Here is a 15,125-nt window from a genome sequence, read left to right as displayed (position 1 = left end):
AGGAAGGAGCTGCTGCATATGCCGGACGGAGCGCGGGACGGCGGCTTCGAGGATGAGGCGGGACGGCGAAAATCGGCGGCCGACGGCCGAGCCGGTGCGGCGCTGCGAGCCGGAGGCCGAGCGGATGAGAGTCGTGCGACGTCGAGCCGAGGAGGAGAAGCGACCGAGCGGGAGCAGGTGAGAGGCCCGGTGTGCGAGGGGAGTGAAGCAGGCGAGGCAGGAGTGATGCCCGTCGGTGGCGACGGCGCAGAAGCGAGTGAGCGGGAGCGGGCGGCAGGCCCGGTATGCGAGGGAAGTGAAGCGGGCGGGGCAGGTCCGACGTCAGAGGGGACGCGGGAAGGTGAATGTGCGGTGAGCGTGGAAGCCGCGTCCGCATCCCCGGCAGCGCCTGTGTCGGGGAGGCCCGGTTCGCAGCTGCTGCAGGGAGCCGCTTTGCTGGGAGCGGCGGCCGTCATCTCCAAGCTGCTGGGCACGCTGCAAAAAATTCCGCTGCAAAATCTCGCCGGAGACGGCGCTTTCGGTATCTACAGCGCGGTGTATCCCCTCTATACGCTGGTTTTGTTTTTGACAACTGCGGGATTTCCCATTGCCGTTTCCAAGTTTGTTTCCGAGCGGCTGGCGATGGGCGACCGCGATGGGGCCAACCGCGTAGTTGGCGTATCGTCGGCGGTGCTCGGAGCCGCCGGACTTGTCAGCTTTGCGTTTGTCTACGGCGGCGCAGGCGTAATCGCCGGCTGGATTGGGATCGATCAGACCAAGGAGGCGGTGCGCAGCGCGTCCTTTGCGCTGCTGGTCGCGCCGCTGCTGGCTGTGCTGCGCGGCTATTTTCAGGGCTGCCAGACTCTGATTCCGACAGCGGTGTCTCAAGTGGCTGAGCAGCTCGTTCGCGTGCTGACAATGATTGGCTTGCTGATCTTCCTGCTGGCGAACGATGCATCCATAGGCAGGATCGCTGCCGGAGCCACCTTCGGCTCCGTCGCTGGCGCGCTTGCCGGTCTGCTCGTGCTGCTGCCGTATTGGCAGCGGGACCGAGCTGCGCACCGCGGTGGCGGGGCAGCAGCAGAAGTGGACCGCATGGCGTCGGAAGCGGCCGACGAGGCAGGCGTTGCGGCGGGGACGTGGAGCGCAGAGGAAGCGGGAAGGGCAGCGATAGATGGCAGGGCAGCGGCAGGTGGAGCGAAGGGAGCGATCGAGGCGCAGAGCGGCCGACAGGCGCTGGACAGCAGCGAAGATGAGCCTGGACGGGAAGCGAGCATGCCCGATATCGGGCTCACCCGCTGGCAGTGGGCGAGGCGAATCGCCGCCTATGCGCTGCCGGTGGCGCTCGGCGCCATCGTCGTGCCGATGCTGACGCTCGTCGACACGTTCACGATGCCACGGCTGCTGGAAGCGGCCGGGCTCGGTGAAGCCGAGGCGATGCGCCAATTCGGGCTGTACAACCGCGGCTTGCCGCTGGTCCAGCTCGTCGTGCTCATCGCCTCGTCGATGTCGGCGGTGCTCGTGCCAGCCATCGCCGAAGCCCAGCTGCGCGGGCAACGCGCCGAGGTACGCGCCCGCGCCGAAACCGCGATCCGACTCGCCTGGCTCGTCGGACTGCCCGCCGCCTGCGGCCTTGCAGCGGCCGCAGTGCCGATCAACGTGATGTTGTACCGGACCAGCGAAGGCTCCGCCACGCTGGCCCTGCTTGCCATCACGGCCCTGCTGAGCACGCTGAACGCCGTCACGGCCAGCGTGCTGCAGGGCGCCGGTGCGATCCGCACGCCGGCGCTGTGCCTGCTCATTGCCGCCGCGCTCAAGGCGCTCGGCAATGCAGCCCTGATGCCCCGCTGGGGCATCGAAGGCGCCGCGCTCAGCGCGGTCATCGCCTTCGCCGCTGCTGCGGGGCTCAGCACGGTGCAGGCGCTGCGCTGCACCGGAGCCCGGCTGGCGCTGCGCCGCCACGCCGCAGGGCCGCTGCTGGCGGCGGCCCTGATGGGCGCGCTGCTCGCAGCGCTGCAGCTGGCAGCCCGGCCGGCGCTTGCCGGGCTGGGGATGCCGGCGCGATGGGCGTACAGCGCCATCGCGATCACCGGCGTAGTCGGCGGCGCAGCCGTCTACGCCATGACGCTGCTGCGCAGCGGCAGCGTGAGCAGCGAGGATCTGCAGCTGCTGTCACCGCGCGCTCGCAAGCTCATCCCGTTTTTGATCAAATACAAGCTGCTGCCGCCGGCAACCAAATCAGGCGCGCAGCGTCAAGGAGGCATATATTGATGACTGCCACAACTGCGGCAATTACCGTGCTCGGTCTGGGCACAGGCGACGAGGATCAGCTGACGCTCGGCGCGTGGAAAAAGCTGCAAGCCGCCGCCCAAGGCGACATCGTGCTCTACCTGCGCACAGCCGATCATCCGATGGTGCGTTTGCTGGAAAGCCAGTCCATTCCTTTTGAAACCTTCGATGACATCTATACCGCGCACGATCGCTTCGAGCAGGTGTACGAGACGATTGCGGGCCGGCTGCTGGAGCTGGCCGCCAACGGGCGCCGGGAGGTCGTGTATGCCGTACCCGGTCACCCGATGGTGGCTGAATATACGGTTCAACTGCTGCGGCAGCGCTGTTCAGCGGAAGGCGTCGAGCTGCGGCTGATGGGCGGCGAAAGCTTTGTGGACCAAGCATTCCTGCGCTTCGGCTTTGACCCGATTGACGGCTTTCAGCTGCTGGATGCCACCAGCTTGAGCCGCTACAGCCTCAACCCGCAATTGCACACGATCATCGGGCAGGTGTACGACGCCTTGACCGCTTCGGACGTCAAGCTGACGCTGATGGAAGCTTATCCCGACGATTATCGCGTCGTTGTGGGCCATTCGCTTGGCGTAGCCGGGGCTGAAGCCATCGAGGAGGTGCCGCTGCATGAGCTGGATCGCGTCAAGGGCTTCGGCAATCTGTCGCTGGTCTGGGTGCCGCGCGCCGAACGGGATACGGTTGCGCATGCGCGCACCTTTGGCCGACTACACGAGATTGTCCAGGTGCTGCGCAGCCCTGAAGGCTGTCCGTGGGACCGTGAGCAAACGCACGCCAGCCTGCGCAAGAACCTGATCGAAGAAACGTACGAGGTACTGGAGACGATCGACGACGACGACCCGGATGCGATGTGCGAGGAGCTGGGCGATCTGCTGCTGCAGGTCATGCTGCATGCGCAGATGGAGGAAGAAGTCGGCGCGTTCTCGGTATACGATGTCGTCGCCGGCTTGAATGACAAGCTGGTGCGCCGTCATCCGCACGTCTTCGGTGAGAACAAGGCCGGAAGCGCCGACGAGGCGCTTGTTAACTGGAACGAGATGAAGGCGGAGGAGAAGCGCAAAAAGGGCATCGATCCGCAGCAGCTGTCCGTGCTGTCCGGCGTTCCGCGCGACTTGCCTGGGCTGATGAAGGCCTACAAGCTGCAAAAGAAAGCAGCGACGGTCGGCTTTGACTGGTCGGACGTCGGCGACGTCATCGCCAAGATCGAAGAGGAGCTGCAGGAGCTGCGCGAAGCGATGGCTGGCGGCAGCGATGAGGAGCGGCTCGACGAACTGGGCGACCTGCTGTTCGCTGTGGTCAATCTGGCGCGTTTTCTCAAGCTCGATCCGGAAGAAGCGGTTAACCGCACGAATCGCAAGTTTGTGCAGCGCTTTGGCTACATTGAAGAAAGCTTGCGTTTAAGGGGCCGCACATTTGAGCAAACTGATTTATCAGAACTGGAAAAGTATTGGCAGGAAGCGAAAAAAAGTTCTAAAATTTAGCGCCAGTCAGAAGGAATTTGCCCTGCAAGCAAGAATACATAGTTCTGTGTCTGATACACATTAGGAGGTAAGAAAACCCAATGAACAAAACTGACTTGATCAACAACATCGCAACGAAAAGCGGCTTGACCAAAAAAGACGTAGAATCCGTCCTGAACGGCTTTTTGGGCGAAGTCACCGAGGCGCTTTCGAGCGGAGATAAAGTACAACTGATCGGCTTCGGCACGTTCGAAACCCGCAAGCGTTCCGGCCGTACGGGCCGCAACCCGCAAACCGGCACGTCCATTACCATTCCCGAGTCCAAGGTTCCTGCTTTCAAAGCGGGCAACAAGCTTAAAGACGCTGTAAAATAATGCGACTCGACAAGTTCTTGAAGGTTTCCCGGCTGATCAAGCGACGGACGGTAGCCAAGGATGTGTCCGATCAGGGGCGCGTCTGGATTAACGGCCGCGATGCCAAGCCGAGCACGGCAGTCAAGGTCGGCGACGAGCTGTCGATCCAGTTCGGGCAGAAAAAGGTGACGGTTCGCGTCGAGGCGCTGGCGGAATCGACCCGCAAGGAAGATGCCGCCAAGATGTACACGCTGCTGCGGGAAGAAGCGTATCAACCTGAATAACAACGACGGAGAGACTAAGCGATTAGTCTCTTTTTGTTGTTCTAATTTCGGACATCCCTCCATATCGTAATGATAGATGAAGGAGGGGTACATGCTATGATCGATCCCGCGAAAATGAAGCGGCAGGAAATGAAAATGCTCAACCGCAAGCTCCTGGAGATTTCAGGCGTGCTGAACGTGGAAAGCTTTGACAGTGAAGAGTTCCTCCTCGAAACGGAATGCGGCTTTCTGATGATCAAGGGGCAGAATCTGCACATTAAAAATTTGAGCCTCGACCAAGGCTTAGTCGCCATTGAAGGAACGATCAACGAATTGGCTTACGTAGACGGAAACTCCCCGGAGAAATCCAAGGGATTTTTAGGTAAGCTGTTCAAGTGACGCTGAACGTTCAATTCTATACCATCTTCATGATGTTCTGCAGCGGAATTGCGCTGGGCTCTCTGTTTGACGTGCTGCGGGTTCTATCGGGCAAACTGCGGCTGCCGCGCTGGACAATTCCGCTTGTAGACATTTTGTTCTGGATTGTGGCGACAATCCTTGTTTTTCGCGCTTTGGTGCACAGTAATGACGGGCAGCTGCGGGTGTTCGTTTTTTTGGGCATCGGCATTGGCATCTGCTTTTACTTCGCTTTGCTGAGCGTGTGGGTAATCCGGCTGACGCTCGTGCTGGTGCGCGTAGCGGTTGCTTTGTACCGTTTCTTGCGGCGGACCGTAGAACTGCTGATCGTCAAGCCGCTCATCGGCTTATACAAGCTGTGCGTGCTCATTTTAGGTTTTTTGGCGGCAGTAGCTATATTCCTGTATAAAATTGTGTTACAATTGCTTTATCCTGTGTGGAGACTGCTCCTCTGGATGATTCGGCCTTTGCGAAGATGGCTGGCGCTTCCGGCTTGGTTAACCCGGCTCGGCTCGCGGATGGTTAAGCTCTATCGCAAATTATTTTCGAAGAACTAGGAGGCTTTCTGTCCGATGCACGCTCACGCACCCCAATCTTCCGCCAAGCGCAGCGCCAAGGGCAACAACACCAAGGGTTCCAAACGCAGAATCCGTTTCCTTGTGGTCGTTCTTTTGTGCTTCATGAGCTGGGCCGGTGTTACGGTCTGGGATCAGTTCGGCAAACTTCACGCCAAGAGCGCCGTTGTGAACGGGCTCGAGCAGCAACTGGCGGAAGCCAAGAAGGTCAATGAGGATACGAAGCGGGAAATTCGCCGCTTGAACGACAACGAATATCTCGAACAGATTATTCGTCGGGATATGCATTATAAGAGAACGGGCGAGACGGACCTGACGCTGCCCAAAGCGGCTCAATAACGGGCCGTTTATTTCGCGAACGCCTTGTTGACCGCAATATCGCCATCGGTTATAATCGGCGTAGCCAGTGTTTTCAACATTTTAAGGGAGGAACATTTTACTTTATGGCAATTGAAGTGGGCACCAAGCTAGAGGGAAGAGTGACAGGGATTACTCACTTTGGAGCATTCGTCGAGCTTGCAGAAGGAGTTACCGGTCTTGTTCACATCTCAGAGATTGCAGACAATTATGTGAAAGATGTCAATGACCACTTGAAGCTGGACGATAAAGTCCTGGTTAAAGTGATTAACGTGGACAAGGATGGAAAGATCGGATTATCGATCAAGCAGACGGTTGATAAGCCTGTTGAGGAAAGACCTGCTCGACCTGATAGACAAGGTGGCGGCTATCAAGGACGTCCCTCCGGCGACCGTGGAGGCTTCTCCGGCGGCGGTGGCGGAAGACCTGGCGGCAGTGGTCCAAGACCTGGCGGAGATCGCGGCGGCTTCAATCGCGGCGGCGACCGTGGCGGACGCGGCGGCTTCAAACCGCAGGGCCCCAAACATGTTACCTTTGAAGATAAAGTGTCCCGTTTTCTCAAAGACAGCGAGGAGCGGATTTCTTCCCTGAAGAAAAACACCGAATCCAAACGCGGCGGCCGCGGTGGCCGCAGAGATTAATATACAGCTTCGACAATGAACCACACGGCCTGCGGGCGGTGTGGTTTTTTGCTGTTTGTCGGCGCGATTTTCGGCACAATCGACATAGATTTACGGAAATCCCCCGCATATGCACGCAGGATTGCCGCGCGAAGCGACGCGGCAGCGGCTCGCAACAGCCGTTCGGGCAAAGCGGGGCAAGGCTTCGACCCTGCTGACAAAACCGTTCGGACGTGTCGGAAATTACTTCGAATCTACCAACTGATTCTGACAAACTTTCTGCGAGATTGTCCCTATAATAGAGACACCAAGGACGAATAGGAAGGTGTTGACGTAGATGCAAAGAAGAAGTATGGCTGCAACGATCGGGGGACACTGGTCGGGGTTGCGGCAAAAAGCGGCGGCAAGCGTACGCGGCGCAGCGGTGGAGAATCGGTGGGTACAGGCGTTTGTCGCCCGCAAGTGGGCGATGCTGCTCATCCTGATGGGATTTTTACTCGGCCGGGCGATGATTCTGGAGCAGCTTTCGCCGTTTGGCCTCGCCTTTTTTGCAGTGATGTATTTCACGCGGAAGGACCTGCTGCCCTGGGTGAGCGTTTCCTTATTTGCCGGCAGCTTGTTGGCGGTGCAGTCGCACGCCGGATATCTGGCTACGGAAATGATCGTATTTTTGCTGATTCAAAAGGCAATGGACAAGTTCGAACGATCGGAGCTAAGCTCGGCCCCTTTAATCGTGTTCGGTTCGACTACGCTGGTCCAGCTGTTCGCGTTGCTAGTCCAGTCGAATCTGACCTGGTATTCCGGCATGATGATTGCCGTAGAGGCGGTTCTAAGCTTGGTTCTGACGCTTATCTTCATTCAAGCGCTTCCTGTATTTACTTTAACACGCAAAAACTACCATTTGAAACATGAAGAAATCATTTGTCTGATTATTTTGCTTGCATCGGTGATGACCGGCACGGTGAACTGGCAGCTGGGTCCGATTACCATTGAACATACGCTCTCGCGGTACTTGATTCTGTTATTTGCTCTGGTTGGCGGTGCGCCGTTTGGGGCGTCGGTAGGCGTCATTACCGGCCTGATCCTCAGTCTGGCCAACAGCAGCGCCATTTATCAAATGAGTCTGCTGGCTTTTGCCGGTATGCTGGCGGGGCTGCTGCGCGAGGGCAATCGGCTGGCTGTGGCGTTTGGCATGCTGCTTGGCTCCTCAATCCTGTCGGTATATATCGGCGGCGGCACGGATATGATCCATTCGACTTGGGAGTCGCTCACAGCTGTGGCGTTGTTCTTGCTGACGCCGCGCAGTCTGGTGCAGACGCTGGCCAAATACGTGCCGGGTACGCAGGAGCATTTGAAGTCCCAGCAGGATTACGCCAAGCGGGTGCGCGATATTACGGCGGGACGCGTGCAGCAGTTTTCCGAAGTGTTCCGGCAGCTGTCGCGCAGCTTCAAGCAGTTGACGAGCGAGCCGGTAGAAGCCCGCAAGGAAGATGAGGTCGGGCATTTCATGAACGCTGTCGCCAACAAAACGTGCGAGACGTGCTGGAAAAAACAGCAATGCTGGGATGCCAAGTTCTATCAGACCTACACATATATGACGAATATGATGACGACGCTGGAGACGCAGGAGCAGCTGGATAAACGCGACATTCCGCAGGAGTGGAAAAAGGCGTGCGTACGCACCGATCAGGTGCTGGAAGTGATGAAGCAGCAATACGGATTGTACAAAAATGATCAGCATTGGAAAAAGCAAATTCTCGACAGCCGCCAGCTTGTCGCCGACCAGCTCTCGGGCGTATCGCAGGTGATGGAGGATTTGGCGAAGGAGATCAAGCGCGAGGGGCAGGAGCTGTTTTTGCAAGAGGAGCAAATTCGTCAGGCGTTGGAGGAATTGGGACTGTCGATTCAGAGCATTGACATCATCAGTCTGGACGAAGGCAATGTGGAAATTGAAATTGTACATACCTATACCAAAGGCTTTGACGAATGCCGCAAAATTATTGCGCCGCTGCTCAGTGAAATTCTCGGCGAGCATGTCGCTGTGAAGAAGGAAGAAAATCTGGACCGCGGCGACGGCTACAGTACGGTGACGTTCGGCTCGGCCAAGGAATTCGAAATTGAAACCGGCGTTGCCGGAGCGGCCAAGGGGGGCGACCTGCTGTCCGGCGATAGCTTCAGCACGGTTGAGCTGGGCAACGGCAAATTCGCCGTGGCGTTGAGCGACGGGATGGGCAATGGCGAACGGGCGCGAGCCGAGAGCTCGACGGCGCTGACGATCCTGCAGCAGCTGCTTCAGTCCGGCATGGACGAAAAGCTGGCGATCAAGTCGCTGAATTCCGTGCTGATGCTCCGTTCGCCCGACGAGATGTATGCGACGGTCGACATGGCGCTGATCGATATGTACAGTGCGAATACAACCTTTATGAAAATCGGCTCCATTCCGAGCTTTATCAAGCGCGGCGGCGAGGTGCTGTCGATTTCGGCCAATAACCTGCCGGTTGGCATTGTGCAGGATATTGACGTGGATTTGATTTCGATTCCGCTGCAATCCGGCGATATCGTGGTGATGATGACTGACGGTATCTATGACGCGCCCGGTCATGCGGTCAACAAGGAGCTGTGGATGAAGCGGATGCTGCAGGAAATCGAAACGAACGACCCGCAGGATTTCGCCGATTGCCTGCTGGAGCGAATTTTCCGTTATCATCATGGCGAAATTCAGGATGATATGACGGTTGTTGTGGCGCGCGTTGAGCGGCATCAGCCGGAATGGGCCACGTTCCGCTGGCCGGGCTTCACGCGGCTGGAGCGTCCTAAGACGGTCAGCTGAAAGGCAGCCGTCATCCGATGGGAATAACCTCGTCATCGCTTTCGCAGCGGATGCCGGGGTTATTTTTCTTTTTCCGATTAAATAGTCTTCCAAATGGCAATGATAGAAATGAAGTCGATAGAAGCTGATGTCTTATTCATTTCTTATATGGCCAAGGGGGTTATACGAATGATGCAGCAAATTTTATTAATTACCGACGGGTGCTCGAATGTGGGGGTAAGCCCGGTGATTGCAGCCGCGCAGGCGAAAAGCGAAAATGTGACCGTCAACGTCATCGGTGTGATTGATCAAGGTGAGCTGGGGGTATTGGGCACGGAGGAGATTCGCGAGATTGCAGCAGCCGGAGGCGGCATGCACCGGATCGTCCCTTCACGGCAGCTGTCGCAGACTGTGCAAATGATGACACGCCGTACGGTGACGCATTCGATTCAGGAGGCGGTGGGCAAGGAGCTGCGCCAGATTCTGGGGCATGCCCAATTGGAGCAGCTGCCGCCCGGTCAGCGGGCCGAGGTCGTTCAAGTGATTGACGATATGAGCGAAACGTCGTCGCTGCGGGTGGCGCTGCTGATCGATGCGAGTGCGAGCATGAAGCCCAAGCTGCCGGCTGTGCGCGAAGCAATTCACGATTTGCTGCTCAGCTTGCGGGCGCGAGCGGGCAAAAGCGAGCTGTCCGTTTGGCATTTTCCAGCAACGCGCGCAGGCGGAGACGACGCCGAGATGGATCACGATTGGACGAATGAGCTTGCAAATCTCGACAAGATGTTCTATAAAATAAACATGAAGGGTACGACGCCGACGGGTCCGGCGCTGCTGCGAACGCTGCAGTTTGTTACGGATAAGCCGTTTGCACAGACGACCGGGGATGGGATGCTGAGTGACTACGTGGTATGAAACCGCCTTTCGGCCGGGATCGCAGGTTCGGGGCAAATGGAACGGCCATGTGTATACGGTGGAGAGAATGCTCGGCGCCGGCGCCAACGGTCTCGTGGTGCTCGTGCGCAAGGGCAGGTTTAAATATGCGCTCAAGGCTGGATTTGAGACGGTCGATCATCAATCTGAAATCAATACGCTGCGCAAGCTTTCGCAGACAGAGACATCGTTCAAGCATTTTTTGGTCGATGTCGACGATCTGGTTGTGGATGATAAAGAAATTCCTTTCAGTGTGATGCGCTACATAGAAGGCATGAATTTGTCCCAGTTTTTACAGAAGAACGGCCGGGACTGGATTTTCGTGATTGGCGGCAAGCTGCTGAAGCGGCTGACGGAGCTGCACCAAAGCGGGTTTGTGTTCGGCGACTTGAAGATTGAGAACATGCTGGTGTCGGGTTACGGCGACGTTGAGCTGGTCGACTTTGGCGGCGTCACGCCCAAGGGGCGGGCGATCAAGCAGCTGACCGAGGTATATGATCGCGGTTTTTGGATGGCGGGCGAGCGGGTGGCCGAGGAGAGCTACGATTTGTTCTCGTTTGCGATTGTGATGCTCAAGGCGCTGGATGGCAAAAACCGCTTTGCCGGCTTTTTGCAGACACTGCCGCAAACGCGCGATATGGAGCAGCTTTACGCGATGATGCGCGAGAATCCGGCTGCGGCCCAACTGGCGCCGTTTTTGCGCAAGGCGCTGCAGGGACAGATCGCTACCTCGCAGGAAGCCTATCAGCTGTGGAAATCGCTCGTACACCGCAAGGACGTCAAGCGCCGCTTGCCGTCCCCGCCGATGCCGTGGCTAAAAATATGCTTTGCCGCTTCATTACTGATTTTTGGCGCGACGCTTTACATCTTCTGGTAGAGCGGCGACGCGCGCAAGAAAGGACGGGCCATGACCGCACCGTTACTTGCCGTCGTGGAACGGCATTTGGTAGAACAGCAGTTTATTAACCGGGGAGATGCCGTTGTCGTCGCTGTTTCGGGGGGACCTGATTCCGTGGCGCTGCTGCATATCCTTTTTTTGCTTTCCGAGCGTTACGGCTGGCGGCTGATTGCAGCCCACGTCAATCATCGGTTCCGTGGCGAGGAATCGGACCGCGAGGCGGGTTTTGTTGCCGAGCTGGCGGACAAGCTGGGGCTTCCTTGCCGGATCGCGGCGATCGATGTGCCTGCTTTTATTGAAGAAACGGCGTTGAACGCCCAGACGGCGGCCCGGATCAAGCGGTACGCTTTTTTGCATGAGGTCGCTGAGGAGTTTGGCGCGGCGCGCATTGCGTTTGCGCATCATGCTGATGATCAGGCTGAGACGATTGTAATGCGGATTTTGCGTGGCACAGGGCCGTCGGGATTGGCGGGCATGCCGGAGCGGCGGCGGGAAAAAAAAGTGGAACTGATTCGTCCCTTGCTACGTATATACAAATCAGAACTTTTGGAATACCTTGCCGAGCGCGATTTGCGCTATTGTCTGGACAGCAGCAATGCCGAACGCAAATATTTCCGCAATCGGATCAGGCATGACGTCATGCCTGCGCTGCGGGCGTACAACGATCAATTCCCTGAAGCGCTCTCGCGGTTGAGCGAAATGATGCGAGCAGAGAATGATTACATGGACAGGTCTGCCGAGCAGGCGTTCAAGACGATTGTTCAGGAGCTGCCGGATGGGTGCCGGATGCAACGCAGCGATTTTGCCGCGCTCCACCTTGCTTTACAAAGGCGATTGATTAAACTAATATTAACTTATCTGTCATGGCCTATGGAAAGTATTGACTTTGCCAGCATGGAGCGGATGCGGCTGGCGATGCTGCAGGCGCGCCCGGCGAACGCCCGGATTACGATGCAGGAGGGGCTAACGGTTGTCCGGGAGTACGGGGATGTGTTCGTGCGGACAGCCTATACGAAGCCGCAATCCTTTGCGTACGAGCTGCCGATTGGCGACGGGCAGTTGTTCATTCCTGAAGCAGGATGGACGATCGCTTGGGAGCTGACCGGACCGGAAGTTTTCTCCGGCAAGCCGTCTGCCGACGAAGCGTTATTTGACGTCCAACTGCTCGAAGGGCCGCTTGTGCTCAGGAGCAGACGGGATGGAGATCGCATCGCGCCGTATGGTTTAAACGGAAGTAAAAAGGTAAAAGATATGTTCATTAATGCGAAGCTTCCGCCAAGCACTCGCGACCGGACACCGCTGCTGGTGGATGGAGCGGGGCAGGTGTTGTGGATTGCCGGGTTCCGGCGCTCGCGGCATGCGGCCGTTACGGAGCAGACCGTGCAGGTTCTGCGATTTACGGTAACGCGACGCCCGGAGTTGTAATTTTGACCCGGATAGAATGTAAATTTATAAGGATTCATAATATATCCTAGGAGGTTCACCTTGCACAGCGACATTCAGGAAGTGCTTTACAGCGAGGAGCAAATACAGGATAAGATCAAGGAAATGGGCGAGCTGATTTCCGCCGATTACGAAGGTCGAACGCCTCTGGTTATTTGCGTGCTGAAAGGCGCATTTATGTTTATGGCCGACCTCATCAAGCGGGTCGAGGTTCCGCTGGAGATCGATTTTATGGCCGTTTCGAGCTATGGCGCGTCGACCAAATCGTCCGGCATCGTCAAGATCATCAAGGATCTGGACGTACCCGTTGAAGGCCGTCATATCATTATTGTGGAAGACATCATCGACAGCGGTCTTACGCTGAGTTACTTGATAGATGTGCTGGAAAGACGGAATGCATTATCAATTTCCGTAGCTGCCTTGTTTAACAAGCCGGCCCGCCGAACGGTCGAACTCGAACCGGATTACTCGGGCTTTATCCTCCCGGACGAATTTGTCGTCGGTTACGGGCTGGACTACGCGGAGAAGTACCGAAATCTCCCTTACATCGGTATTTTGAAGCCGGAGGTCTACACCCGCTAGACACACATCGGCGCGGCTTGTCCGCTGCCCTGCTGTGATGTCTGAGAAGGATGCGCTGATCATAATAAAACTGCACTGTTTGAGAGGAGGTCGGGGATGAATCGGATTATCCGGAATACCGGTTTTTATTTGCTCATTTTTTTGGTAACTGTCGGTATCGTTCACTTTATTAGTACCCAAAACGACCAGAAGGAAGTTATTAGCTACGACAAGTTCCGTCAGGCTGTTTTGGACAAAAATGTGGAGTCCGTCACGCTCAAATTTGACGGCTATACGTACCTGGTGACAGGGAAATATAAAAATCCTCAAAGTCCCGACAAACAAAATTTCGTAAGCCGCGCTCCGTTTGACGAGAAGGTCGTTTCGCTGATTGAAGCGAACTCGGTGCCCAAGGAAACTTACGAGAAGATGGAAGGCGACAGCGTCTGGATCAGCTTCCTGACGTCGATCATTCCGTTTGTCATTATCTTCATTCTGTTCTTCTTCCTGTTGAATCAGGCGCAGGGTGGCGGCGGCAAGGTTATGAACTTCGGCAAAAGCCGGGCCCGCTTATATAATGAAGAGAAGAAGCGCGTGACGTTTGAAGACGTTGCGGGCGCCGACGAAGAGAAGCAAGAGCTCGTCGAGGTCGTGGAATTCCTCAAAGATCCGCGCAAGTTTGCGGCTGTGGGAGCGAGAATTCCTAAGGGCGTTCTGCTCAACGGGCCTCCGGGAACAGGTAAAACCCTGCTGGCGAGAGCCGTTGCCGGCGAAGCAGGCGTGCCGTTCTTCAGCATCTCCGGTTCCGACTTTGTGGAAATGTTCGTGGGCGTCGGTGCATCCCGCGTTCGCGATTTGTTTGAAAATGCGAAAAAGAATTCGCCTTGTATCATCTTTATTGACGAAATTGACGCTGTGGGCCGTCAGCGTGGCGCCGGTTTGGGCGGCGGACATGACGAGCGCGAGCAGACGCTCAATCAACTGTTGGTGGAAATGGACGGCTTTGGTGCCAACGAGGGCATTATCATTGTAGCAGCAACGAACCGTCCGGATATTCTGGACCCTGCTCTATTGCGTCCAGGCCGCTTTGACCGTCAAATTACAGTTGATCGTCCCGATGTCAAAGGCCGTGAAGCGGTGCTCAAGGTTCACGCCCGCAACAAGCCGCTGAACAAAGACGTTAAGCTGGATGCCTTGTCCCGGTACACGACCGGATTCACCGGAGCCGATCTGGAGAATCTGCTGAACGAAGCGGCGCTGATTGCTGCCCGTCGCAACCGCAAGGACATCTCGATGAGCGAGATTGAAGAAGCGTTCGACCGGGTGATTGTAGGTACGCAGAAGAAAAGCCGCGTCATCAGCGAGCGTGAGAAGCGTATCGTCGCTTATCATGAAGCGGGTCATGCGATCATCGGCTACTATGCCGAGAATGCCGATATGGTGCATAAAGTCACGATCGTACCGCGCGGTCGCGCCGGCGGTTATGTGATGATGCTGCCGAAGGAAGGCGAAGACCGGATGATGCAGACGAAAAACGAGCTGCTCGACAAAGTCACCGGTTTGCTTGGCGGCCGCGTATCCGAGGAGCTGTACATCGGCGAAATCGGTACAGGCGCTTACAGCGACTTCCAAAAAGCGACCGGCATCGTCCGCCGGATGATTATGGAATACGGCATGAGTGACAAGCTCGGCCCGATGCAGTTCGGCAGCAATCAAGGCCAGGTTTTCCTGGGCCGCGATATCGGACATGAGCAAAATTACAGCGACGCGATCGCTTACGAAATCGATCAGGAGATGCAAAACTTCATTCGCACCTGCTACGAGCGGGCGAAGGACATTTTGAGCAAGCATGCCGATCAGGTTCATCTTGTCGCGAAAACGCTGCTGGAGAAAGAAACGCTGGATAAAGACGAAATCATCGAGCTTCTGGAGAAGGGCAAGCTGGCCACAGCTCAGGAAGAAGATGTGAAAGTTACGATCCAAAGCCAGGATCAATCGAGCGACAGCAACAAGCTGACGCTGGAGAAGGAACCGGCCCCGGACCCAGATAAAAAAGAAGAGTGATGCTAGAATCCGGTTCCCGCTTTCGGTGGGGCCGGATTTTGCGCTTTTTTCAGCCCATTTGCGCATTGACACGGACATTCGGAATGTGTAAATTA

Annotated in this window: 14 protein-coding genes; all 14 read left to right on the top strand. The window is 56.7% G+C overall.

What is annotated here, in order from left to right:
• Positions 1 to 18 precede the first annotated feature (18 nt).
• The 14 genes from B5M42_RS24065 to ftsH all read left to right on the top strand — a co-directional run bounded on the left by B5M42_RS24065 (position 19) and on the right by ftsH (position 15,030).
• On the top strand, positions 19 to 2,250 hold the full coding sequence (locus B5M42_RS24065; protein ID WP_230633167.1) for a putative polysaccharide biosynthesis protein: 2,232 nt from the start codon (positions 19 to 21) through the stop codon (positions 2,248 to 2,250).
• Positions 2,250 to 3,761 (top strand): bifunctional methyltransferase/pyrophosphohydrolase YabN, encoded by a 1,512-nt coding sequence (yabN, locus tag B5M42_RS24060; RefSeq protein WP_134755854.1) that lies wholly within the window; start codon positions 2,250 to 2,252, stop codon positions 3,759 to 3,761. Before B5M42_RS24065 ends, yabN begins: the two co-directional genes overlap by 1 nt.
• 80 nt (positions 3,762 to 3,841) lie before the next feature.
• Positions 3,842 to 4,114: an HU family DNA-binding protein gene (locus B5M42_RS24055; protein ID WP_134755852.1), complete on the top strand. Its 273-nt coding sequence runs from the start codon at positions 3,842 to 3,844 to the stop codon at positions 4,112 to 4,114.
• A complete protein-coding gene (locus B5M42_RS24050; RefSeq protein WP_134755850.1) occupies positions 4,114 to 4,377 on the top strand; it encodes an RNA-binding S4 domain-containing protein in 264 nt (87 codons plus the stop codon). The genes B5M42_RS24055 and B5M42_RS24050 overlap by 1 nt, the downstream gene beginning before the upstream one ends.
• A 96-nt stretch (positions 4,378 to 4,473) precedes the next feature.
• Entirely contained in the window at positions 4,474 to 4,755 is a 282-nt protein-coding gene (gene yabP, locus B5M42_RS24045; RefSeq protein WP_134755848.1) for a sporulation protein YabP, read from the top strand.
• Positions 4,752 to 5,330: a spore cortex biosynthesis protein YabQ gene (gene yabQ, locus B5M42_RS24040; protein WP_134755846.1), complete on the top strand. Its 579-nt coding sequence runs from the start codon at positions 4,752 to 4,754 to the stop codon at positions 5,328 to 5,330. The genes yabP and yabQ overlap by 4 nt, the downstream gene beginning before the upstream one ends.
• Positions 5,331 to 5,345: 15 nt before the next feature.
• Positions 5,346 to 5,687, top strand: a complete 342-nt coding sequence (locus B5M42_RS24035; RefSeq protein WP_134755843.1) for an FtsB family cell division protein — start codon at positions 5,346 to 5,348, stop codon at positions 5,685 to 5,687.
• A gap of 104 nt (positions 5,688 to 5,791) precedes the next feature.
• Entirely contained in the window at positions 5,792 to 6,346 is a 555-nt protein-coding gene (locus B5M42_RS24030; RefSeq protein WP_134755841.1) for a S1 domain-containing RNA-binding protein, read from the top strand.
• 316 nt (positions 6,347 to 6,662) lie between these two features.
• Positions 6,663 to 9,155 (top strand): stage II sporulation protein E, encoded by a 2,493-nt coding sequence (gene spoIIE / locus B5M42_RS24025; protein ID WP_134755839.1) that lies wholly within the window; start codon positions 6,663 to 6,665, stop codon positions 9,153 to 9,155.
• A gap of 171 nt (positions 9,156 to 9,326) precedes the next feature.
• Positions 9,327 to 10,046: a vWA domain-containing protein gene (locus tag B5M42_RS24020; protein ID WP_134755917.1), complete on the top strand. Its 720-nt coding sequence runs from the start codon at positions 9,327 to 9,329 to the stop codon at positions 10,044 to 10,046.
• On the top strand, positions 10,030 to 10,941 hold the full coding sequence (locus tag B5M42_RS24015; protein ID WP_134755837.1) for a protein kinase domain-containing protein: 912 nt from the start codon (positions 10,030 to 10,032) through the stop codon (positions 10,939 to 10,941). Before B5M42_RS24020 ends, B5M42_RS24015 begins: the two co-directional genes overlap by 17 nt.
• 30 nt (positions 10,942 to 10,971) lie before the next feature.
• A complete protein-coding gene (tilS, locus tag B5M42_RS24010) occupies positions 10,972 to 12,387 on the top strand; it encodes a tRNA lysidine(34) synthetase TilS (protein ID WP_134755835.1) in 1,416 nt (471 codons plus the stop codon).
• 60 nt (positions 12,388 to 12,447) lie between these two features.
• The gene (gene hpt, locus B5M42_RS24005) at positions 12,448 to 12,987 is read left to right on the top strand and encodes a hypoxanthine phosphoribosyltransferase (protein WP_134755833.1); all 540 of its coding nucleotides are present in this window, start codon (positions 12,448 to 12,450) and stop codon (positions 12,985 to 12,987) included.
• Between the two features lie 96 nt (positions 12,988 to 13,083).
• Positions 13,084 to 15,030: an ATP-dependent zinc metalloprotease FtsH gene (ftsH, locus tag B5M42_RS24000; protein WP_134755831.1), complete on the top strand. Its 1,947-nt coding sequence runs from the start codon at positions 13,084 to 13,086 to the stop codon at positions 15,028 to 15,030.
• Positions 15,031 to 15,125 lie beyond the last annotated feature (95 nt).

Origin of the sequence: Paenibacillus athensensis (assembly GCF_004514475.2) — a bacterium.
Classification (GTDB): Bacteria; Bacillota; Bacilli; order Paenibacillales; family NBRC-103111; genus Paenibacillus_AL; species Paenibacillus_AL athensensis.
This window is presented reverse-complemented; position numbering and strand designations above follow the sequence as displayed.